This window comes from Sphingobacterium sp. BIGb0165, assembly GCF_024810095.1.
Classification (GTDB): Bacteria; Bacteroidota; Bacteroidia; order Sphingobacteriales; family Sphingobacteriaceae; genus Sphingobacterium; species Sphingobacterium detergens.
Map to the genome: position 1 here is coordinate 117,287 of NZ_JANUEB010000004.1, position 23,076 is coordinate 140,362.

At 40.7% G+C, this 23,076-nt stretch carries 19 protein-coding genes; all 19 read left to right on the forward strand.

All coding sequences use genetic code 11. The features are described from left to right. Window positions 1–114: 114 nt before the first annotated feature. A complete protein-coding gene (gene tssD, locus M2408_RS09865; RefSeq protein ID WP_120257239.1) occupies window positions 115–510 on the forward strand; it encodes a type VI secretion system tube protein TssD in 396 nt (131 codons plus the stop codon). Between the two features lie 61 nt (window positions 511–571). Beyond that, window positions 572–967 carry a type VI secretion system tube protein TssD gene (gene tssD / locus M2408_RS09870; protein ID WP_120257240.1) on the forward strand — a complete coding sequence of 132 codons (396 nt, stop codon included), beginning with the start codon at window positions 572–574 and terminating at the stop codon, window positions 965–967. A gap of 87 nt (window positions 968–1,054) precedes the next feature. Then, window positions 1,055–2,926, forward strand: a complete 1,872-nt coding sequence (locus M2408_RS09875; protein ID WP_259181337.1) for a type VI secretion system Vgr family protein — start codon at window positions 1,055–1,057, stop codon at window positions 2,924–2,926. 150 nt (window positions 2,927–3,076) lie between these two features. Beyond that, window positions 3,077–4,039: a DUF2931 family protein gene (locus M2408_RS09880; protein ID WP_259181339.1), complete on the forward strand. Its 963-nt coding sequence runs from the start codon at window positions 3,077–3,079 to the stop codon at window positions 4,037–4,039. A 7-nt stretch (window positions 4,040–4,046) separates the two neighbouring features. Continuing rightward, window positions 4,047–5,387: a DUF2235 domain-containing protein gene (locus M2408_RS09885; RefSeq protein WP_259181340.1), complete on the forward strand. Its 1,341-nt coding sequence runs from the start codon at window positions 4,047–4,049 to the stop codon at window positions 5,385–5,387. Window positions 5,388–5,475: 88 nt separating this feature from the next. After that, entirely contained in the window at window positions 5,476–5,652 is a 177-nt protein-coding gene (locus M2408_RS09890) for a hypothetical protein (protein ID WP_167457170.1), read from the forward strand. 2 nt (window positions 5,653–5,654) lie between these two features. Next, the gene (locus tag M2408_RS09895) at window positions 5,655–6,671 is read left to right on the forward strand and encodes a hypothetical protein (protein ID WP_259181344.1); all 1,017 of its coding nucleotides are present in this window, start codon (window positions 5,655–5,657) and stop codon (window positions 6,669–6,671) included. A 2-nt stretch (window positions 6,672–6,673) separates the two neighbouring features. Then, window positions 6,674–7,144 (forward strand): DUF4280 domain-containing protein, encoded by a 471-nt coding sequence (locus tag M2408_RS09900; protein WP_259181346.1) that lies wholly within the window; start codon window positions 6,674–6,676, stop codon window positions 7,142–7,144. A gap of 8 nt (window positions 7,145–7,152) precedes the next feature. Beyond that, complete coding sequence (locus M2408_RS09905; protein ID WP_259181347.1) at window positions 7,153–10,134, forward strand: OmpA family protein; 2,982 nt, start codon at window positions 7,153–7,155, stop codon at window positions 10,132–10,134. A 64-nt stretch (window positions 10,135–10,198) separates the two neighbouring features. Continuing rightward, window positions 10,199–11,140 carry a hypothetical protein gene (locus M2408_RS09910; RefSeq protein ID WP_120257247.1) on the forward strand — a complete coding sequence of 314 codons (942 nt, stop codon included), beginning with the start codon at window positions 10,199–10,201 and terminating at the stop codon, window positions 11,138–11,140. A 748-nt stretch (window positions 11,141–11,888) separates the two neighbouring features. After that, entirely contained in the window at window positions 11,889–12,416 is a 528-nt protein-coding gene (locus tag M2408_RS09915) for a hypothetical protein (protein ID WP_120257248.1), read from the forward strand. A gap of 3 nt (window positions 12,417–12,419) precedes the next feature. Then, complete coding sequence (tssO, locus tag M2408_RS09920) at window positions 12,420–12,914, forward strand: type VI secretion system TssO (protein ID WP_120257249.1); 495 nt, start codon at window positions 12,420–12,422, stop codon at window positions 12,912–12,914. A 27-nt stretch (window positions 12,915–12,941) separates the two neighbouring features. Then, window positions 12,942–13,898 (forward strand): PKD domain-containing protein, encoded by a 957-nt coding sequence (locus M2408_RS09925; protein ID WP_257091152.1) that lies wholly within the window; start codon window positions 12,942–12,944, stop codon window positions 13,896–13,898. Between the two features lie 15 nt (window positions 13,899–13,913). Then, complete coding sequence (gene tssR, locus M2408_RS09930; protein ID WP_259181359.1) at window positions 13,914–16,310, forward strand: type VI secretion system protein TssR domain-containing protein; 2,397 nt, start codon at window positions 13,914–13,916, stop codon at window positions 16,308–16,310. Then, a complete protein-coding gene (locus M2408_RS09935) occupies window positions 16,307–18,811 on the forward strand; it encodes an ATP-dependent Clp protease ATP-binding subunit (protein ID WP_259181360.1) in 2,505 nt (834 codons plus the stop codon). The genes tssR and M2408_RS09935 overlap by 4 nt, the downstream gene beginning before the upstream one ends. 122 nt (window positions 18,812–18,933) lie before the next feature. After that, a complete protein-coding gene (locus M2408_RS09940) occupies window positions 18,934–19,380 on the forward strand; it encodes a type VI secretion system contractile sheath small subunit (protein WP_120257253.1) in 447 nt (148 codons plus the stop codon). 7 nt (window positions 19,381–19,387) lie between these two features. Then, window positions 19,388–20,773 (forward strand): DUF5458 family protein, encoded by a 1,386-nt coding sequence (locus M2408_RS09945; protein ID WP_120257254.1) that lies wholly within the window; start codon window positions 19,388–19,390, stop codon window positions 20,771–20,773. Window positions 20,774–20,783: 10 nt separating this feature from the next. Then, window positions 20,784–21,215: a GPW/gp25 family protein gene (locus M2408_RS09950; protein WP_120257255.1), complete on the forward strand. Its 432-nt coding sequence runs from the start codon at window positions 20,784–20,786 to the stop codon at window positions 21,213–21,215. A gap of 10 nt (window positions 21,216–21,225) precedes the next feature. Next, entirely contained in the window at window positions 21,226–23,076 is a 1,851-nt protein-coding gene (locus M2408_RS09955) for a type VI secretion system baseplate subunit TssF (RefSeq protein WP_120257256.1), read from the forward strand.

Sequence of the window (23,076 nt, forward strand, 5' to 3'; positions counted from 1 at the left end):
TAACATTTTTTTTAACGATAAGTTTGTTCTTTGGAATGCAGTTTGATGTAACTTAGAACAACAGGAATCATGGAAAGATTTCACTAATTTTTTTTAAACTTAAAAACACAAGTTATGGCTTTCAAAGCAAGACTCCAGTTTTCAGGTAACGAGTATGACGTACTGAATGCTGACTATTCCTTCACACGTGACGTCGATTCAAAAGGACGTCCTTCATCTTCAGTTTATGGTGGAACGATCAATGTAGAGGTAGAATCTACAGAAGATACTTCGGTGATCGAGGCAATGGTGAACAACCAATACAAGCCGATCGCTGGTACACTATTGATCAAAAAACCGGACGAAGATGCCAAAATGAAAGAAATCAGATTTGAAGATGGTTACATTATCCGCTACGAAGAGGGAATCAATATTGTAGGATCGCATGCAATGACCTACAAGTTTGTGATCTCTGCGCGCTCGATCAGTATCGGCGAGGCAACTAGCGAACAAGATTGGCCTAAAGCTTAACCACAGGAGGTTTTGCACCAGGAGATTTAACAAAGATTTGTAACCATTAAAAATTACGATTATGTCATTTAAAACAAGATTATCCCTAGGCGGGAAAGAATACGATGTTATCCAATGTAAATTTTCATTACATCGTGATGTGGACTCCAAAGGACGTCCTTCATCTTCAGTATATGGTGGAACAATCAATGTAGAGGTTGAGTCTACAGAAGATACTTCGGTCATTGAAGCTATGGTGAACAACCAGTACAAAACTGTCAATGGTAAAATCACTTTCAAAAAGAGCGAAGAAGATGCGACCATGAAAGAGCTGAAATTTCAAGACGCTTATATCATCCAGTACAACGAGGGTATCTCTATAACAAACGATCGACCAATGACATTGACACTGGTGCTGTCGTCCCGAGTATTGGAAATGCAAAATGCAACATTAGAAAACGATTGGCCTAAAGCTTAGTCTTAAAGATTAGACCATGAAATTTGGAAAGACGGTCTATCAAGTTGAAGACCGTCTTTTTTATAAACTCCTTTAAAAGGTAATGTTATGTATTTTGATAAACCAAAATTAATAATTGAGATGCATATTGAGGGGAAGGAGGTAACGCATTTTCTTTCTTTTAATATCCGTCAGCGATTCAATGCCCACCACGAATTTGAACTTCGTATCGAACATGGCAAATTGGGGATTCCGGGATTGATCAATCTGCAGGATAGCCGATCATATGTGGGCCGCACCTTGGCCATTTCCTTTGGATATGCGCAATCCAGCATGCAGAATTTTTCGGGTATCATCACAGATGTGTCCCTGACGCAGAGCCATGGCTACCAGGGGATATTGCTGATCAAAGGATATAGCCCTACCATCTTGATCGACCGTGGTAAGGATCTGGGATCCTACTATGGTAAGACCCTGAACGATATTGTAAAGCTTGCAACCAAAGATATCGTACAGAACGACCTACATATGAATGTAAATCCAACGCGTTCTGAACCTATAGACTACTTGATCCAATACCGCGAAAGCGACTTTGAGTTTCTGAATAGACTTTCCGCAGAATATCTGGAATGGTTTTTCTATGATGGTGAACGTTTACACTTTGGGAAGCCGGCAGAATTGCCTGCTGGAAAAGTGACCTATGGCCGCGAAGTGAGCCGACTGGATTATGGAATCCAGATCCGTCCTGTCAATCACTGCCGTTTTAGCTATATACCGCTACATGATCAACTGCTTGAAAGCACAAGTAACATCAAAGCTGAAGGCCATCCGGATCAGGTTTTTGCGATGCAACGGGCCTCGGAAACCTTTAGTAAAGTATTTAGCCAGCCACTGGATATCCGGGTGGATAGCCAAGGTGAGCTGCAACGTGTTGTACAACAGCAAGAAGAAGCTAATGTTGGTCAGTTGCTGCAGGTATCATGTGATAGCGACTCGCCACAGATTAGACTCGGTGCACAAGTGGAAATCGAAACCAGCTTGCGCCAGGATCTCAACTTCGTAACGGATACTTTAGGTAAGTTTTTGATCACAAATGTTGAGCATCACTTTGATGATGTCGGCCGATATACCAACCGCTTTGATGGCATCCTGGCGACTACAGAACGCATTCCTGTACGTGACTACCAGCGCCCGCAAGCGGATATGCAGATGGCTGACGTAATAGACAACAACGATCCCAGTGGACAGGGAAGAATTCGTGTGCGCTTCAAATGGCAATGTGCAAATAACGATGAAACCGAATGGTTACGCGTGATCACGCCAAATGCAGGCACCGGAGACCGTGGCATGAACCGTGGTTTTATGTCCATACCCGAGATCGGCGACCATGTTATTGTAGCCTTCGAAGAAGGAAGTGTAGCCCGGCCTGTTGTACTGGGGAGCTTATATAACCAAAGTACAGCAGATAGCACGCCGCAGATTCAAAATCATCTAAAAAGCATCACGACACGCACAGGACATTTAATCGAATTTGATGACAGCCAGTCCAGTCAAGGGATCAAAATCACAGATATCAAAGGGAATATTGTCCATATAGACAGCCAGGGTAGCAATGTAACCATTACTGCACTCGAAAATATGACCTTGAATTGTAAGAATATGCAGATCAATGTGACTGAAAATATGGATGTACAGATTGGAAAAGATCAGAGTACCTCCGTGGGCAACAATCAAACTGTATCAGTCACTAAAGATATCGCTACGACAGCCGGAAATAACTATTCACTTTCGGCGACAGGCGATATCTCTGAAGACTCAGACAATCGGACCGAGATTGCCAGCAAGGATTTTAGCCGACAATCTGAAACATCGAATGAACTCGCTTCTGAAATGACCATGTTCAGCAACAAAGAGAATATGACGCTGCAGAGTGGAAAAACCATAGAAATAAATAGTGTCGAGAAATCTAAACTCTTTTAATGAATGCGGGAAATTAAAGGAACATGGAATATTGAAATAAATCCTTCGACTAGACAGCAACGGTCTGGCAAGAAATCGATCTGCGCAGATAAGATATTCGTGTTGTTATTCATGTTACTGAGTGTAGTTTCCAGTTGTCAAGAATCAAAGATGAACGAAAAAAAACAAGTGTGGGCTGGTGCTGTTGTTGCGCCCAAGGAATATCCAGTAGAGATTTATAATGGTGCATTGAGCAGTAATGAGTACGCTTATAACTTTGGCCCGATCTACGGGATACTTAAACAGGGCTGGAGTTCGTCAGGTAAAAGTATGGGTAGACCGGATACACCCATTGAATTTCCGGATGAACTAAAGATGACTTGGTACGCTATTCAAGAACAAAAATTCTATACGGGAAATTGGAAATTGGATAAAGAGCAGATTTCCAAGGTCTGGCAGGAGGGAAGCCTAAATGTAAAAACAGGGACTAAAGAAGAGTTTGAAACACTAATTGTTGGTTTAGCGCCCGGAGGGAATGTCGCATTGTGGGCCGAAGGGGCACGGCAAGTGCTGTTGGCTACTTTTCAGGCACATGATACTACAATCAACAAAGAAACTGCAAATCCGGATTTTGAGCATTTCTTTCGTCAAGAATATAGGGATGCGGCGTATACACCGGAAAAATTATACGGCACTGAGCTTTACGCGCAATTGCAGGGCAAAGGATGGCCAGATCCTAAGCTATACCTCGATTATAACAAAAAGTATGCGTGGAAATTTGCAGTGGAAGGTATTGGCATAGGTCCCAAAGATTATTTTTATTACGAATGCTTTAATGGTGAAAGAGATCAGTTGCTCAATACAAGTGATGGCAATACGGATCTGCCGAAAGCGATCCCTGAACATATATCTGTCAAATGGCAGGACAGCAAACAGCAGCATTGGGTTGCAGATACAAGATTTAAATATGATGTGATAAAAAAAGCTTTTGAACAATTTGATCCTGCAGAAAAAATAGATCTTCTGATTCAGGTGGATATTGCTTCAAATGTATTGAATACTTATCTGAAGTCATCCTCAAAGCAGGTTAAAATTGTTGGATATGATCTGGCCTTGGTACCGGTAGATAATTAATAAATTTATGGCAAATGTTGTATTTAAAGACTATAATCCATCGCCTCGGAATACGCAAAAAACGTATTCAGTAACGATAAATATATTTTTTGATGGCACCAAAAACAATAAGAGTAATTCGGATGCCCGAGTGAACAATCACAGTTCATTTGAAAAATACGGTAAATCGGACGATGAGTCCAGTTACCAGAATGACTGGTCCAATGTTGCCCGATTATGGGAGAACTGTACCAATCCGAATCTATTGTATATTGAGGGGATAGGTACCACAGACCTTAAGGGTGACTCGACAATGGGCTACGCTTTTGGGTCGGGCTGGACAGGTATTCGGTTTAAAGTGCGTAAGGGTTGTGAACAAGCGGCCGCTATTATCAAAAAAGAAATGGATGCCAATCAAGGGAAAGTGCTGCGGGAGATTATATTTAATGTATATGGCTTCAGTCGCGGTGCCGCTGCTGCGCGGAATTTTGTCTATGAAATTGGGAAGGCTGCTTATAAAGGGCGAAAAACCGAAACCGAAGAGGTGACAACCTATTCCGATAGCGACAATATGCCCGGACGGGAAGAAATGCCCGCAGGTGGACACTTAGGTTACGCGCTCAAAGTCAAAGGGGTAACCTTAAATCCGGCTTTTGTGAAAGTGAATTTTCTGGGCATTTTTGATACTGTAGCTTCTTATTCGCCGACTCCTGTCCCCCGGTTTTCAAACGATATCGGCGAATTGAACCTCAATACGCTGGGCAAAGCACAGCAAGTAGTCCATTTTACCGCTAGGGACGAGATGCGGGAGAATTTTTCACTGACCCGATCGCCAAAGGGGCTCGAAAGAGATTTGCCAGGGGTGCACTCCGATATCGGGGGGAGCTACCTGACCGGTCGCGAGGTGAAGGAAGAAATCGAAACGGCGAAACTCTCTTATGGAAAGTTAGAAACTCTTCGGGACCGTTTGATTGCAGATGGATGGTACAAGCCTGGGGAGTTGACAATCACTGGTGGCTGGTATTGGGCGTTGCGTGGAGAGAAACAGTTGGTATACAAGGAGTATAGCTTTATTCCATTGCATTTTATGGGATCTTTTAGTAAAGATCATAATGCACAAATAGACCAAGAAAAAATGAAAGGCAAGTATAGCATACAAGGGCATCCTACCTTGGTCAGTGTGGAAGCAAAGCTGAAAGCCTATGTTTTTGATGGTGCTCCTTATCCCTATGCTGGCAGGGAATTGAATGCAGCGAATTTAAATGAGTTAAAAACACTGCGTTACAGTTATTTCCATCGTTCGGCACGAAGGGAAGGTGTTGGAATGGATCCAAACAACGATTGGAAGAGAGTTGAACTGAAGGAATAATATTTTCCTTTATGGTAAAGCGAACAAGCATAGTTGGAATATTCCTGTCTTACGAGACAGGTTGGAGCGATTTAAAATAGAATATACTATGGCAATTTCAAAACAAGCAACAAATATTAAAATACGTATTCAGTCCGGTTATAATTTACAGGTTGCCGGTAAGGTGCAGAAGCTTGCCGACCAGCTTAATTTTGAAGCTAGGGAGGGTAATCTGATATTGGCGAGTAATAAAAAGGTACACGGAAGGGGAAATAAGGAGGGGTAAATATGGAAAAGAAGTTTAGCCTATTGTTTGACGATGCAGCAAGCCCAGAGGTTCAGCCGCAGGCGGCGACTGTTGCGGTACAAAGCACAGCAGATAGCGATATACCACGTTCCAAACCGGTTAAGTTTCAGCACTTGAGGTTGCAGTGGCCGATCGGAGCTGCTCGAAAATATGGCGTGCAGATCGAATTTTCGGAGGAAGGTATACAAAATGAGATCAAGTATGATACAACGATCAAACGACTAGAAGATAATGTATTAGGAGATATGCTATTTGAAGTCTATCGTTCCGAAGAAGTCTGGATCAATGAGAAAGAACCTGATCTCGTAATGGATAAACTAGCACATGAAACAGGAAAGATTATTTACCCGCTTCAACTTCGTATAGATGCTGCGGGCTCAGCATATGGTATAGCGAATTATGAAGAGATCGTCAAACGCTGGCCAGCTGGTAAAGCTGATTTGAAGAACTACTTTGAAGGGGATTTTTTTGAAAAATATCTCGCAAAGACCGAAGCCGTTTTAGTAGATCATGATCGTTTTATGTTTGCCATTCTCTACCGCGACTGGTTTTTGCAATCATATTTTCAGCCCATCTTCAAAGACTATGGACAGGAGAAACAGTTGACAGACTGGTTAAAATTTCCTTTACCGCTGAGTTTTGCGAACCCCGGATTTCTTTGCCAACAAACAATTGGCGAATATACAACAGACCAGGGTGCAGTAGAACTTGTTCATCGTGGTGAATTACAGAATGATGAGGGCCTGACAATGCAAAAATATACAGGTGTGTATGACGGAATAATCAGATTGCACCCTTTTCATAATCATATCGTCGCCTATAAAGGTGAATGGCAGATCAGGGAATATGAAAAAAATAGTACGGTGATGGTTAAATATTTTGAATTGGATAATTCGGAGCTTTTTGCAAGAAATAATTGGATAAAGGATAGTAATACGTCAATCGTATTGGAAGAAAAAGGCAAGCAAGGGAGTTTTTTTAATAAATTATTTAAATAACTATGGCTGAAAAACATGTGGTCGTGCAAGGTGCCCAGTGTATGTGCAAATTTGGTACCAGCCCGGACAAGCTTAAAGTATTAACTAATACGGATGAATTTGTAAACGATAAAGACGCTGCAAAAAAAAGTATTGCAAGCACAGTCGATATTGGTGCAACATTTGAAAAAAATATGTTTGGATCTTGCTCGAAGCTCAACAATAAACCCTGCAATGCGGTGGTTTCTGCGTGGTCGGATTTTTATGAAGACATTACGTTAAAAAATGGAGGTAAAATCCTGTTGGAGGATTCGAAGGCTACCTGTCCAATCGGTGGCAAGGATTGCATTTCAATCGTGCAACATGGGCAGAAAGCCGAACCTTCTACTGAAAATAAAAATAATGCAAATGAGAATGTACAGAGTCAGTTAAATCCAATGGATGTACCTGAGGAACTCTCTCAGACAAGCCAGGAGCAGGTTATTGACAGTTAATAATAATTATGGCAAAGAAAGGTGTAAAAAAAATTGATGTGGCTCCCGGCACTGCGCTCATAAATAGAAGCGCCACCACAATTGTGATTCCTGCTGATAAAGCCGTGAAATTTCAGGTGGTTGACTGGTTTCCAGATACTTCTGAGGCGCAAAAAAAAGGGGACGTTTTCTGGATCAGACAGTCCGAAGATAGGGGTGTAGATTATTTTAAGGAGAAGAAAAAATATAATGATTACAGTCTGTATATTCCAAAAAGTCTAGCAGGAGGTACCAGGTTCTACCTGGAAGCAAGTCTAACCGGATTTAAGGATAGAGAGACAACTGGGGTATTTGTCAGAGCTTATGCGCCTTACAGATTGGTCAAGTCCTCTTGGAAGGAGAATACGCCAAATAATAATCTTCAAATTCATAATGGAAATCCAACTAAGTTTAATCGACCTTTATTACTCAATCTTGTTTTGGAAGGGGTTAATGGTTATGAATGTATTGTTGAGATTTATAATTGTGAAGCGAATGTATTTTCGGCGACAGACGATCAGCTTGTCGGTAGTTATACCCGGGTAGTAAAAGACGGTGAGCTGAATCTTGAAATTTCGGCGGCCGAGACCCTGCAATGGAAAACAAAAATGGGTTTTAAAAAGCCCAAAGAGCGTTTTTATATTATGATTCGTGTAAAAGGGCAGACAGGGTATATCAAAGATACGACAAAAAAAGGGGACCAGAGACATGCAATCCACCTCTATATACTAAATCAGGTGGGGGTTTGGTTACAACCCATTATGCCTGCTAGTAATAAGGTAGTTACTGTCAATGAGCAAGAGGCTAAACCCCAAAAAAATGATCATTGTAAATTCCAGACGATCAGTGTCCACGATCGGGATAAAGTTGCCATATTATTTAATGAAAAAGATCCCAAGACCTTTGCTGTATCCGAGAAAACCTATCGTTTTTCATTTGATGTCTTCTATGGAACGGACCAATTTGAGGTGCCCGATAATTCAAAGCCTGTATTAAATAATATTGTTAAATTCCTGAAAAATAATCCTCAGATTGCCGCAAAGGTCGAGTCTTATGCTGATATCCGAAATACTGAAGATTATAATTTCAAGTTAACAGATAAAAGGGCTAATCATATTCTGAGCTACCTGTATACAAATGGTGTTGTTAATAAATTAACGGTAGGTTCGTACGGTGAGTCCAGAGCGAAAAAGTTTGAATACCTTACCAATGAAGACCGGCCTATTCATAAAATCAACAGGAAAACAGCTATCTCGTTTGACTTAAAAAATCTGAAGCGTATTTTTTACAATACCATTCTCCCGAATATGGAGGACCAGACCGATCTTGCGATTTATGTCAAAGGTTTTGATACTGCAGGCTGCTTATTTAAGGGGGACAAGAAACACGACAAATCAAAAGCCAAGTACCTGGAGCTCGTGAATATAAATCAGAACAGGGAAGCTGTGAAGAACATAGATATTGCTGGAGAAAAAATGAATATCAAAGTATTTTCGTTTGAGGCCGGCATGTTTCCGACGCAGGTGGCATTAACGCCAAATCGGTACGAACTGCGCATCAATTCCTGTGCTTATTTTCCCGATAAAACACAGACAACCATCGTAGTAAATGCCTTCACCGATGCGGTCTGGATTATACATGCCGTTTATGACTATACCGGAAAATATCCATTAGTCTGTCGCGGTGTTTCGGTTGATACACCTATTGTTAGGGGCATTGCCGGACTGATGGAAAAAGCACAGCCCTATATTGATATGTACCTAAAGGTACTGAATTACTTTCCAATGATGGGGCCGCTTCAGGGCGAGTTATTGAAACTTATTCTCGAATATTTTAAATCTGAGGCGGAAATGTACGGGCTGGGTTACGGGAAAAAATGGAATTTCAGTGGCGGTAAATTTAACAAGGACGAGAGTTACGCACAGGGCAACCAGGATCTAGTTGAAAAGGGAATATTGACACTGACCATTTTGGTAATGATCGTTGAAATCATTATTGCTGTGCTAACAATGGGAGAATCGGCAGCTACTAAGCTTCCAAAGCTTAAGAAGTTAGCGAAAGGGCTAAAAAAAGTTCAAGATGCCAGTAAACAGGTCACTGATCTTGGTTTTGACTTTATATTCCCCAAGGTTGCTTTTACCTACGGCTCATACCTCGAAAAGGTCAATAAGATCGTCCATTTTGTAACGCAATTTAATATTAAAGCTGATCCGGTCATTGGGATCAAATTTGATAAAAAACTGGGATTGAAAGATCTGCTGACTAATTCCTTTATACAGAATGATAAGGATCTAGCAGAATCTCTGAAGAAAGAAAAAATCAATAAGGATGATCTATTAAAAGACAATCTGGAAAAAGCTGGTCGTAACAAACTCGGAGGTAAGCTAAAAGATGGAATAGGTGAAGGATTTCAAACCTTATTGGATAAGGCTGGCATAGACGCTAAAATCAGTATATTCTTTTCAGGAGAAATTAAGCAGGAATATCAGCTAAAAGTTTCGGCGCCGGCTAGCTATGAGCAATATGACGGTAAGGTGGAGGTGAAAAATCAGCTTGTATCTGGTTTTAATAACAGTGCCGGTAAATCTATCGGTGAATCTTCGATTAAGATGAAAGGCCAATTGGAAGCTAAGGGCCGTGTATATTTGGTCGGTTGTGTGCCTATTGATCCATTTTCTGCACAACGGTACTTCGGTAATTTTGCCACTCGTATAGATGCTTACCTGGCCGCAAGTATGGAATCCCATTTTAACCACACGCGCACCTGGAGCGCTGGCGACCGTGAAGGTCTCTATTATCAGGACACGATCTATTTTTCAGGTATCAAAGGAAGTGTACAATTGGGAGTAGATTCTAATCGCGGATCTGATGACTCTTGGGATGCCGCCAACAAAAAAGCCAATCTCGTTAATACAGAGTTTAATCTTTTTGGTGAGCACACGTTTAAAATGCCAAAAATCCAATTTTTATAAAATGAAGAACCTATTGATATTATTTTTCTTTGTGACGATGTCATGCCAAACTACAACTAATAAAATGATAAAAGCACCCATAACCGAATCAAATCCAACAGCAATCACAGCGGGGAATGCCCTGTCTATAAAAGAAAAGATGATCAAACATTTTCCAAAAGAACCATTATACTATGTTTATATGGATCATGAGCAGTGTTTTTTTGAGATATTGGTAAATGATATTCCAGCATTTCGCTATTTTCAGGATGGGGGGATAATGTCGCCTGTGTTATTAAACAATTTTATTGCGAAATCAGGTAAACAGAAACTTACATACCGGCTTTATCCACATAACGAGCGTGAACAAGGTGAAGGATTTAAAGAATTGACGCCATATACTCGATTTAATTTAACACTTTATTCGAGGGATAATGCAGACACGCTGACGAGTTTTGATAAACAGGTCAAGGTGCTTGAACATGTAAATCCAAAGAAGGAGGACGGCAAAACATTTATTGGAGCTGGCTTACCCTACTATGAATATACTGTCGAGTTCAATGCCAACGTGCCCTACGAACAATCTCCTTCACTCGATGCAGCCGTAGATTTGAGGACCATGGACAAAGAGGTATTGGAAGAGAAAGCGGTGGAAGCCTACAAATATTTTGGAAAGTTAGTAGGCGAGAAAAATAAGGATCAGTATTTTTCATTGGTGTTCAATAGTGATATGAGACAACTACAGTCAGAATACTATACGCCTGAACATTTAAAAGAAAATGGTAAGGACGATTTATTCTATTTTGATACCCCATCTTTTAAGCTCGAGCCATTGGAAAATTATGCGATGAAAATCTATGGCGATGGTAAACTGGTTTGTTTGGAACATCGTTCGACCGATACAAGACTACGGGGGCGGTCTTCCATCTGGGGAAAATATAACGCCGAGGAGGGTGGCGTTCGTGTGCGCTTTCTGCGGATATTGCTTTATATCCCCAAAGGAAAAGATACATTTGAGATTTGGTAGTGAACTCAATTTTTTTTAGCTGATCTATTAAAAATATCTTGCAAGGATAGTATAGATGAAATTACTGTTTTAGGGGAGCCCAGCATATTTGTTGGGCTTTTTTATAGCAATCTTCATCCGATGTTGGGGGCTGATACGAATTTAAGGAAATATCCAACGGATTTAAGATGATATGTGACGGATTTTAAACCGTTGTTTGTTCCTAGCAGCCAATATCTTAATATTACATTGATTTTGTTGCAGTAGCGAGGTGTTTCTTAACCTTAGGAGAAAAAAGGCAGCGGTGATATATGAAGAAGCAAGAAGATGATGAGAAAAAATCACCGCTTAAATAATAATAATAAATTAACACAAGGATTGAAACTTGTCTTTTTTTTCCTGTTTTAAGATATTATACGCAAAGTGCCGCAGGAATGTTTTTTGAGGAATATGATTTTGATTATTAATGTTTTATCGCTATGCTTTTTGAGCATTTTAGCTTGAGTGATCAAAAGGAAAAGCAGGTATTGTAGTTCTCCGTTGCAGTATTACAATATGCTAAATCAGGTGTCTAGTATAAATAATTACCTATTTGTGGCCTGTTTTTTGCTTTTACGTTCAACGAAGTATTTTGAAGTATCATACTAACGTTAGTTCATATATTGAATAGATTAATGCTTGTGCCACTAGGTTTATTTTGATCTGTTTTAATTATCCAAATGCTGGAATATATGATTGCGATAGTTTTAGAAAAAGGAGTATTGAAATTATGAAACCAATAAACCAAAAGGAAATAAGTGCGGCTTATCGCAAGTTTATTATTTTGTTTACGATGCTTTTACTGGTATCACTATCGAGTTTTTTTCTCTACTTGAAAGCTGCTGAGAAAGAGTATGTGGTCTTGAAAGAGCAGTATGAAGAGGTCGAAAATCTGATGAATTCGAGGGCGGATATCAATAGACAATTTGCACAGATCAATCAATATTTCAGAGATATTGGTCAGGGGAATGCGGATATGTCAGCTATCGCCAGAAAACGGGTGCTTCAGAATGAAATTGCCAAAAGTTCGGGCCATATCAGTCGAGTAATTGATGGTTTAAAGGCAGATAGTAGCCGAGCTAGCCTGAAATTTTATCGACAGTTAAATAGAGATGTGATTTTAGTTTCCCGCTTACAAGATTCATTATTTTCTACCAAAAATCTGATTGAAAGTAAACGTATGCAGCTCGAAAGTTGTATCCTAATGAATAACCAAATTAACAAAGTTGTAAACCAAGGCTCGATTGTAGGGAGGTAAAATATGATAAAACTTAGTTTAGCTGAAAGACGTGAACATTTTCTTTTATTGCTGGGAGCTTTTGTACTGGCAATGACAATATTGGGCTTTGTTCTTTTCTATAGTGACGGTCCTCGGTTTGCAATATCAAAAGAAGACCTTGCATTGCGTATCCAGGATGATCAGAAATTTGAAGAGTCCGCAAAAATGGCCTTACGCTATGTGGATAGTGCCTCCTTGCAGATCAAGCGATTTGATCCATCAGTGCAGGCTGTATTCATTGAAAATGATATTAAAAAAACATTTAATGATGTCAATGCCATTTATGCGCAGAATAGTTTCGACAACAGATATGGCATATTTGCACAGGCAGCAGTCCTCTATGAGAATTACTATGTTGACCGTCGGGAGCTTAAAGGCAATATAAATGATATAGACCGTATATCTAAAAATCTGGATGATTGCATCGTAAACAGGAAACAATTGCAGCAGACCATCAATATGATGAATGCGCGTTAATACATATAAATAATCAATTATAGCTAAATGGATAATAATTTTATTGAAGAGGAGTCAGTACAGAAGGTTTCCAAGAGTAACCCTCGTATCTATTTGTTTATCATCATCTTTTTAGTCATTGCGATTTTAGCGGGATTGCTATATTTCTTTAAAATCTATACCAAAGCAGAAGAGAAGATCAGCGCCAAGATAAACAAGACTGAAATTTATTTGAATGAGGATCTGATCTATGCAGATAATACCAATGGTGCAAAGAAATGGGTTTGGGAGTTTGGAAATGGAGATAAATCGACAAAACAACAAGGGACTTATCGCTTTCCGGCTGTAGGCTCCTATGTCTTAAGGCTCACGGTAAACGATAAACTCCGTGAACAGTTTTTTGTGTCGGTGAAAGACAGTGTCGTTCATTCTTTGGCACAGGATACAACCTTATTTATCAGTGGTTCGACCAATGGCATTGTACTGGAGGAGATACGACTGGAAGCAAATGGTCCTGGAGAAGTGTTTGAATGGTGGTTTGGAGAGACTGGAAAAGTGGATGCAATAGGTAAATCTGCGCTCTATACCTATACAAAACCTGGTATCTATAAGGTGCAGCTCCGTTCGGATAAGAGCCCAAAATTTGTTTTTCACACGATACGTATCGTCGATCCAACAGCTGATATCAACCAGCTTGTCACTCCAGGAAAAGGAGCTCAGGATGCACTCAATGATCTGAAAGAAAAGATACAGGATATTGCAAATGGCGCAGATTTTAATGCAAAGTATAATTATATCCTTTCAAAATATCTGTGTGGAGATGAAAAGGTCAAGGTAAATGTAGAGATGGACGGGAAAAAGAAGCAAATGGATATCTACACCTATCTGATGGGACTTACTTTTTCCAAAGGTGTTACGATCAATGAGGTAACTGTAGAAAGTGCTTCGACACCAAATGCAACAAAAGAATGTCCTACATTAATCAAAGTTAAACAATCAAAATAATAGCAAAGTCTTACTATGAGTATAGCTAAATATTTCCTGCCTTATACCTTATGCCTTGGCTTGTTATGGGGAGCTCTGGGTACAGATGCTGTCAAAGCACAATCTGCAACATCCTTTGGTGGAAGTGTTGTCGGTCTACCCGTGCCTTATCTTGAACCCAATCCTGCGACCTCGACCAAATTATCTCTGGGCAAATCTAATCTTCCTTGGATTGTGTTTTCTGACCGTAATGATAATTACACCACGACCTCGCCAGGAGGAACACTGATGATGGAGAAGTTGACCTTTATGCAGCCATTCTATGTTTCGGAAGAAAAAGATGGTTATCTAAAGCTGTTACGCTTCAGCGAGAATATGGTGCGTGGGCTTAAATTGAAAGACAAAAAACATGCAGAAAGTGTGGGATGGATTGCTAAAGATAAATTATTGTTATGGCAACGCTCTTTTGTTGATGTCGCGACCCGTTTTCCAAATAAGGCATTGACGATTATTAATGATGTTGAACCTTTGGTCGCCGGACAATATTATTTTGACAAAAAAGATTCGATTTATGTTTTTGATGGTCCAGATCTGAAAAATGGAAAAGCGAAAGTTGCACTTCATAATTATGTATATGTCTTTAAAAAATCGGATGATGGCAAGCAGCTGCTTATCGGTTCGGCCGATCAGTTTGTCCCCAGAGAGGCCGGCAAATATGTGAAAGGATGGGTATCCTCATCTGTTGTTCAGAACTGGGGCCACCGTTTGTATTTTGCGCCCTATACTTTTCAGTCTCCAGAAGCTGATGTTGTTATGGAGAAGATCAATAAAGATCGTATCGATGGGCTTGAGCCTTACAAAATAGACCCACTGATCGATACGGCAAACATTACTTTATTGGGCGTACCTGTGCAAACGGTCGATGAATCGGGAATCGTGACAAACTATGCCATTGACGTATTCAATAAGACTAATAATAAACTATTGACGATCAACGGCGCCGAATTGACTTACCCTGGGTTAATTAACCTCATTAAAAATAGATCGAAAATCAATATTATTTTTGTTATCGATGGTGGAAATGCCATGCGCAACCACTTTGCGAGCTTGACGAATACTATTCAAGGATTTGAAAATAGTGTTGAAACGATTTTTAACAAGCAGAACATAAAGTATGGTAGTGTGGTCTTCCGAAACCCTTCTTCTTGTGGTGGACGAACCGCAAAAATGGAACTTACCGAAGACTTCCGCAAGTTGACGGGCTTCTTGCGGGAGCAATCCAAGATCACAAGTAACTGCGATCGTGGTAATTCTGAACAACCTCTTTTTGAAGGAATAGGCGAAGCAACCAACTTGGTTAAAGATGTGGCAAAGCAAACGAATCTATTTGTGATTGTAGGATCTACAGGCAATTTGGGCGGTGCCAATCCCAGTCAGATCTCGTCTATTGCCCGAAGGGTTGCGGATGTAGAAGGTCGGATGGTTATGTTACAAGCGTATAATAGCACGCAGACGACATTCAATGATTTCATCGTACAATCAAGAAAATTGGTGTCCAGCGAAGCTTATTATGCTGCTGAACGACGTAAATTTCAATTGGTTAAAGGAGAGGCTTTCGGAAATCAATCCTACGATTTTAATCTGACGGATTCAATATCGTATTACTTGGATTTTCCGAAAAATAGCCTTATCCAGGGTGGAGTGGTGTTTCCAACCCGCGGTTCATCGCTCAACAACAAGAGTTTCAATGTCGCATTTTATCGTTTCATGGATGAAACCCGCGAGGATATACGCTCACATATACACAGCTTGGATAGTGCCTTCCGCCTAACGGGAATAGAAAATGCCAACATCAATCCAAGTGTTGCCAAATCATTAGGCGGCAAGTTTAACCAGGATGTCGGTGAATCAATGCCACATAATGCCTTTAAGTTTGCTTCTATGCTGAAATTTAGCCCTGACTTGCAGTACCAATTAACAAAGGGTTTGGATTTTGATCTTGTTTTGAATACGGGGGAGTTCAACGAATTCAACAGCACCTTGTCTGTCATGACCGGAGATAATTTGGTCAAAGATGATAATTCATTCAGAAAGAAACTGTATCAGAATTACATTCAGGCCTATAAGAAGAAATGGCCAATGTATAGTGCTGGAGCTGTCGACAAATGGACCATTGGAAAGTATTTTTCAGTTATGTTAGGGCTTCCTATTATCCACAATACATTTACAGATATGAAAGTGGAAGCATTAAAAAATAAGAAGGAAATGACACTGGAAACTTTTGAAGCTTATATTGTTTATCTGCAGCAGGTGATGGCAATGACTAGATCGTATGCTCAAAATCAAGGTAAATTTTTCTCCAATGGGGAGCAATATTACCGTGTCCGTGGTAGTTTCTTTAATATCAATGCACCTCAAACAACCAGCAAATGACGATCAGCAACTTTAGTGAATCCGTTAAATTAGCCATTCATATTGCTCAAGCTTTAGCAGAGGAATATCATCAGAACCAATTTGGTCCAGCTCATTTGCTGAAAGCGTTGATGCATAAGGATGTTGGCTTGCGACAATTTGTTCAGTCTATTCATAAAGATGATCAATATATTGCTGAGTGGGCCGAAATTCGTATGGACGAGTTGGAACGATCGAATATTGCGGTTCCAGCCGAAGAAATAAAAGGAAATGAAGGTGTCATTCGTTTGCTGGATGAGGCTGATCTCGTCAGGATCAAACTCGGGCTTGATTTAATCACACCCATCTGTTTGCTCACAGCCATCTCAAAGGCAGGAATTGCTTTTGATGTCAATCAATTAAAATCCTTTCCGATCAAGGAGAAAGAAATATATGATCTCTACGTAGATCAGAATCAAATCGGTCAGGCTGTTTCGAAAGGTGGAAATGAAAACAGCGATACAACGAGTAGCGCTGCGGTAAAGGGAGCATTGTATCAGTATTGTGTGGATCGTCTGCAATTGGTGCGTGAAGGTAAATCTGACCCGATTGTGGGGCGGGATAAGGAGATCCGGATGATGATGGAGATCCTCTGTCGGCGCAACAAACCCAATGTTATTATTGCTGGTGAAGCTGGGGTGGGTAAAACTGCGCTAGTAGATGGTTTTGCGATTGATATTGTGAATGGAAATGTGCCGGCACAGTTGAAAGATGCTCAACTATTCGAACTGGATTTGGGGGCTTTGATCGCAGGGGCAAGTTACAAGGGGGAAATCGAAGATCGCTTAAAAAAAATTATCACGGAAATAAAAGGTTTTGATAAGGCGATTTTGTTTATCGACGAAATCCATACGTTGTTAGACAATAAAGGACCGATAGGCTCTGGTGCCGGAAATCTGCTGAAGCCCGAATTGGCAAGGGGTGAAATCACGGTAATAGGAGCAACAACCTTGGATGAATACCGAAAGATCATCGAACCTGAACAGGCATTTAACCGACGCTTTGAGCTGCTCCAGGTAGCGGAGCCCTCGGAGGAAAAAACCATCAAGATGCTCGAGAAAGTGCTGGATAAATACGAACAGCACCATGGCTTAAAAGTCGAGCTGGATGCACTTCCTGTCGTCGTGACGCTGGCCAAGCGCTACATGAAGGATCGGCATCTGCCAGATTCTGCATTTGACCTCATGGACCGTAGTATGGCGGCTTTAAAGTTGGCACAAAGTGGTTCATTGGAAATTCTTGAAAATGCCGATAACGAATTTGAAGTGTTGAAATCGGGTCAGCAGCATAAAAATGAGATTCAGCTCTTGAATGATTACAAATGGCTGACGGAGGTACTTTTTAATAAGTTAAGTCCGATTCTGTTGGGCTTGCTGACCGAGGAAACAAGTTTTGAAGATTTTGACTCCGTAGCACAATACAATGAATATCTGACGCGGATTGTCCCCTTGTTAAAGGAGCAGGCGCAGCAACTAGCAGACACAGTGACTAAACAGGATATTGTGGCGGTGATGGCCTATAAAACAGGGATCCCGATGGGTAAACTGCAGGCTGGAGAAAAGGAAAAGCTGCTACAGATCGAAAGTTACCTCCAAAAACGTGTTGTGGGACAAGATCAGGCTGTGAAAGCAGTGTCCGAAGCGATATTGGAATCAAGAAGTGGGCTGAATAAAAAAGGTCAGCCGATAGGTTCCTTTTTCTTATTGGGACCGACTGGAACGGGAAAAACGGAGCTCGCTAAATCAATTGCTGAATTTTTGTTTAATGATGAAAAAGCAATGATTCGTTTTGATATGTCCGAATTTAAGGAAGAGCATAGTGCCGCATTGCTGTATGGTGCTCCTCCGGGATATGTGGGCTATGAGGAGGGTGGACTATTGGTCAACAAAATTAGACAGCAGCCCTATTCTGTATTATTGTTCGATGAAATTGAGAAAGCGCATCCGTCGGTATTTGATACTTTTCTTCAAATATTGGATGAGGGGCTTATGCATGATCGTTTGGGTAAAGAAGGTGATTTCAGCAATGCGCTGATCTTGTTTACCTCCAATATCGGTAGTGAATGGATTGCAGGGCAAATTGAATCAGGGCAGGGCTTTCCAAAACATAATCAGCTCATGGATATTATGACCGCTCATTTTAGACCTGAGTTTTTGGCCAGAATATCTGAAATTGTGCCTTTTGCGCCTATTTCTGAAGGTAATGTTGTGAAGATATTTGATATACAATTGCGACAGCTTATCCAACTATTGGATAAGCAGGCTGTAGCACTGCAATTGACAGAAGAGGCGAAAAAGGCGATTGCGCTGAAAGGATTTACACCTAAATATGGTGCACGACAACTTGCTGCAGGAATCAGAAATGAACTGCGAAGACCCATTTCCAAAATGCTGATCGCGGGAGAACTGAACCGGGGCGATCTGTTGACGGTGGACTGGGATGAAAAGGAAGAAAAATTGATCTGGGATATAAAACAGAAATAACCTGTATGTCGTTTTAGGACAGCGGAATAGCGGGCGTAAATAATGAATATTTACCAATATTTTGTTATATTGTATATAAAATAGGAAAAATTTAAATAAGTATAAACTTAATTTTTTGAAATATGTTTGAGTACGAAATTGGTGGAAACGAAAGAAAAGTAGAGACTTCGGAGTCCATTGTGGACATCTCGTTCAATAAAACGATGTTTATTCAGAAGCTGACTGACAATGAGCCTTTACGCCCTGAAAAAGTTGAAGGACTAAAGAAAGTAGATGATGTCTTTGCCCATTTTAAACCTAATGTGGATGTATCGTTTGAGGACGAAGATGGAGCGGCAGTAAACGAGAATTTGAAGTTTCAAAATCTTGGCGATTTTTCGGCCAAGAATCTAACGCAACAAAGCGATTTTTTATCTAACATTAGTGTACAGAAAGATCTTTCTGCGAGTGTAATCAAACAGCTGAAGTCAAATAAAACGTTGAAATCAGCGATTGAAAACGCGGAAACTAAAGAAGCATTTATTAATGTGCTAAAAAATTTCATCGCAGAATTGGAAGCAAATAAATAGGAAACAGATGGCAAATACACAACAAGAAAAAGCGGCGCAAGCGGGTACCGCTGCCGGATATAAAGAAGTAAAAGATAGGTCAGCGAAAGAAAACCTGCAAGATAGCTTGGATAAATTGGTTCGTGTCGGTGGTTTTGATCTTTTGGAAGCCTCTGTGGACGGGATTCAGAATTTGAATCCTGAAAGGAAGGCACGGAAGCAGATTTTTTTGAGTGATGATCAGAAAAAGAAAGAACGGGAGCAGCTGAAGAAGAAGATGGAGTTATGGGTGGATCTTTTGGAGAACTCGGATTCTGTTGCTGGAATGGTGGAGAAAAGTGCTGAAAAATTAAAAGTTGCTGAAGAGACCTTGAATCGTAATTTGGGGGTGGCATTGGAAGCTAGCCGCGAACTGGAGCAATCTTACCGTTCGGTACATTTATTCTACAAAAATACGGAGTCGGATAAACTGGACAACGTGGTCTTGATGAATGCAAGTATGGATCAACTGACGGACCTGGACAATCCTCGATTTATCGAATATGTTTCCGAAGAATTTAAACAAAATTATGATCGTCTGGATCTTCGGGATAATTATTCGCTATTAGTGGTCCCCGGCTATTTAGGTTCCAATAAGGTGTTGGACCGTTGGGCAAAGATTGCTAATGTCAATAAAGCAATGCTGGTAACAGACTTTGCGGATCTGGATCAACCTGATGATGTCATCGATCTGTTTACTTCAGGTAATTATACCAGTGCTGAAGCCTATAAGTCGAATGTCATTATGACAACCAATTGGTTGATCGGGCGTGAAAAAAATACCACTGTTGGCGAAGAGGAGGATCTGACTGTACCAGGCTCTGCTGCTTTGGCGGGGAAAATGTACTACACATTGATGTCACAGGTGACTGCTGGTAAAAAACACGGTACAATCAATGAGGTCGATGGTGTAAAATTCGACTTGAAAAAAAGTGAGATCTCCCATCTTGAACGTATCGGTCTAGTACCGATGGTCAATGAATATGGTAAAGTAATGGCTTTCTCGGCCAAAACATTGTTCAATGGCGATAATATTGGTCTACAAACTTATTCGGTTGTCCGCGTATTTGATTATGTCACCAAAGTCTTGTTTGATTTCTTAAACAGAAGAGCTTTTGAGAATTGGACAACCAAAACCGAAAAGGACCTTCGTGCACAGATCGTTAAGTTTCTGGACAGTATCCAAGGGCCAGACAGACTAATTGAACGATTTAAGATTATGCGTTTTGAACGTGATGATCAGCAGAAAGATAAGATTCACTTGGACATCCACATCACCCCTTATTTTCCGGCAAAAAGTTTTATGGTAAAACTTGATGGTTATAAAGGGGAGGATGAAAGCACAACTTGGGCAAGTGAATATAACCAACAATAAGTGATTTGAAATGGATTTTTACTTAGATAAACCACTGCAGCTGGACCTTCCGGTTCAAAGTCAACGCTTAAAAGAGGCTGACCTGGGGAGATCCATTTCAAACTACCTGGAGCTGATCATATTTACACGTAAAGGTGAACACCGATTCAACGCCGATTTTGGCTGTGCAATCTGGGATCTTGATTTTGAGCTTATTGTCAGCGAAAGCCTCTGGGAAGAGAAGTTCCGAAAATCGTTGCTGGACTCGATCACGCGATATGAATGGCGTATTCAGCAGGTTACGGTACAGGTCAATATTTCTGAAGTGGAGACTTTTTTTCCAAAACGGAATGTGGCTGAAATTAAAAAGAAGGTGATGATCTATGTGGAAGGAAAGATGGTGGAAACGGGCGAACGATATGCGTTCAGCACTTCGCTTTTTCTAAGTCCACTATCTAAATAGTGTGATTTAAATGAACGATATTTTTTATTCGAGCAAAGAGGAGATTCGGAACAGGATCATCAAGAAAGCACAAGAACTTTGGGGGATTCAAAAGGTTTTTGACTTCGATCCCTTAGTTCTGCTATTAATGGAGGTACTGAGTAGTGAGATTTTTCAGGTTTCCAATGATGTGCACGATTTTGAAAACAGAATTTTCGATAAGATCGGTCGTCTGCTGGCACCGGATTATCTTGTCGCTCCGCTTCCCGCTCATGCTATTCTATTTTATCAACCCAATGAAAATGAGGTGTGTGTAAGCCCTTATCTTCAGATGAACATGAAGAAGAAAATTGCAGCTGGGGGCTCAAAAGGAGAGAAGATGATGGAAATGAATTTTTCAAGTTTGGAGGAGGTTGATCTGTTTCATGGAAAGATCCGTTATATGGCTACGGCCCGCCAATTGTACGAAGTGCAGCCCAACTCGAAAAAAGTATTGGGGAAATCGGTACACCTGACAACAGAACATGCCATCTATTTGGGGATCAAATGCTTGGAGGAGCATAAGATGAAATCTTTTGAAGGATTGAATTTTTATTTTGACTGGGGAAATTACCAAGTTAACCGAGAGATGTACAAAGTACTGAACTTGGGAAAATGGTATCTCAATGGAGTCCCAGTGAAGCATCATCAGAATAGATTTCTAAAGAAAAGTTGGCGATCAGAGGAGGAACTCTTTGGCCGTAAAAATTATCTTTTTAATCTGAGCCAAGATATCGAAGGGTACTACCAACAGCATTTTTTGACGTTGGATGATGATCTGGACGAGACCTGTTTTGGAAAGGAACAAAGTATACCTGAGGGAATTACGGCTAATTTTGATGCGCAGATCGTCAGCAAACTGGATCAGGATCTGGACTGGATCAGAATTGATATGCCTACTTCGCTCCCAAATCAGCTTTTGGAGGAACTACATGTACAGATAAATGCGTTTCCAGTTGTTAATAAACGTCTGGTTGAAGGCAAACACCGCGTGAAGGCGCTTAAAAATATTGTCGCAATAGAAACTGCCGAACTTGAACAGCTGCTCACGGTAGAGGATGTCGTGGATCAGGAGGGCGAACGCTATAGCGAAGTACCTTACAACCGGTCTGGGGTACATGCCGATGCTGGATTTTATACCGTGCGGCAGGGCGGTGTTGAGCGATTGGACGGTCGGACAGCGAAAGACCTATTGGATTACTTATTTGAGTTGATTAGAGATGAGAAAGCGGCATTTGCATCATATAATGCTGATTTTCTGAATACTATACTTCGTGAGTTGGATAAAAACCTAGCGTTAATCCAGCAAAAGGGTAAAGCATTGCATTTGAGCCAGAATGAGTTTAAACAATATATTGTTATGAACGCCAAAAATGACGGTGATCTCGTGTTCACAAAAATGTGGCTGACACATGCTGAATTGGCAAACGGAATCAGTGTTGGCAGTCAATTGCAGCTACAGCTGGGGGCCGCAAAAAATTATGAACAGCTAGTATTGTTGACCAATAGTAAAGGTGGTCGCTCTAGACTCAACCGGCGAGATAGCTTACAAGCTTTCAAATACAATGTAACTACTGGAGATCGTATTGTCAGTAAAAACGATATCATCAATTTTATCAAGCTTGAACTTGGCAATGTGGTAAAACGTATTGAAATAAAGCCTGGAGTGGTTATGGACAGTGATCCGAGGAGAGGATTTCAAAAGACAACGGATATCTATGTAGAACCGGATCTGGCTTTTGATTTAGAAGGCTCGGAATGGAAGGAATTATTAGCCCAAGTGCTGGGGAAATTACAGGTACGCAGCAGTATGGAGGTACACTATAGGTTGTTGGTGAAATAG

Coding starts and splice junctions, on each gene's coding strand:
- tssD (WP_120257239.1), top strand. CDS start 115: ATGGCTTTCAAAGCAAGACTCCAGTTTTCAGGTAACGAGTATGACGTA.
- tssD (WP_120257240.1), top strand. CDS start 572: ATGTCATTTAAAACAAGATTATCCCTAGGCGGGAAAGAATACGATGTT.
- M2408_RS09875 (WP_259181337.1), top strand. CDS start 1,055: ATGTATTTTGATAAACCAAAATTAATAATTGAGATGCATATTGAGGGG.
- M2408_RS09880 (WP_259181339.1), top strand. CDS start 3,077: ATGAACGAAAAAAAACAAGTGTGGGCTGGTGCTGTTGTTGCGCCCAAG.
- M2408_RS09885 (WP_259181340.1), top strand. CDS start 4,047: ATGGCAAATGTTGTATTTAAAGACTATAATCCATCGCCTCGGAATACG.
- M2408_RS09890 (WP_167457170.1), top strand. CDS start 5,476: ATGGCAATTTCAAAACAAGCAACAAATATTAAAATACGTATTCAGTCC.
- M2408_RS09895 (WP_259181344.1), top strand. CDS start 5,655: ATGGAAAAGAAGTTTAGCCTATTGTTTGACGATGCAGCAAGCCCAGAG.
- M2408_RS09900 (WP_259181346.1), top strand. CDS start 6,674: ATGGCTGAAAAACATGTGGTCGTGCAAGGTGCCCAGTGTATGTGCAAA.
- M2408_RS09905 (WP_259181347.1), top strand. CDS start 7,153: ATGGCAAAGAAAGGTGTAAAAAAAATTGATGTGGCTCCCGGCACTGCG.
- M2408_RS09910 (WP_120257247.1), top strand. CDS start 10,199: ATGATAAAAGCACCCATAACCGAATCAAATCCAACAGCAATCACAGCG.
- M2408_RS09915 (WP_120257248.1), top strand. CDS start 11,889: ATGAAACCAATAAACCAAAAGGAAATAAGTGCGGCTTATCGCAAGTTT.
- tssO (WP_120257249.1), top strand. CDS start 12,420: ATGATAAAACTTAGTTTAGCTGAAAGACGTGAACATTTTCTTTTATTG.
- M2408_RS09925 (WP_257091152.1), top strand. CDS start 12,942: ATGGATAATAATTTTATTGAAGAGGAGTCAGTACAGAAGGTTTCCAAG.
- tssR (WP_259181359.1), top strand. CDS start 13,914: ATGAGTATAGCTAAATATTTCCTGCCTTATACCTTATGCCTTGGCTTG.
- M2408_RS09935 (WP_259181360.1), top strand. CDS start 16,307: ATGACGATCAGCAACTTTAGTGAATCCGTTAAATTAGCCATTCATATT.
- M2408_RS09940 (WP_120257253.1), top strand. CDS start 18,934: ATGTTTGAGTACGAAATTGGTGGAAACGAAAGAAAAGTAGAGACTTCG.
- M2408_RS09945 (WP_120257254.1), top strand. CDS start 19,388: ATGGCAAATACACAACAAGAAAAAGCGGCGCAAGCGGGTACCGCTGCC.
- M2408_RS09950 (WP_120257255.1), top strand. CDS start 20,784: ATGGATTTTTACTTAGATAAACCACTGCAGCTGGACCTTCCGGTTCAA.
- M2408_RS09955 (WP_120257256.1), top strand. CDS start 21,226: ATGAACGATATTTTTTATTCGAGCAAAGAGGAGATTCGGAACAGGATC.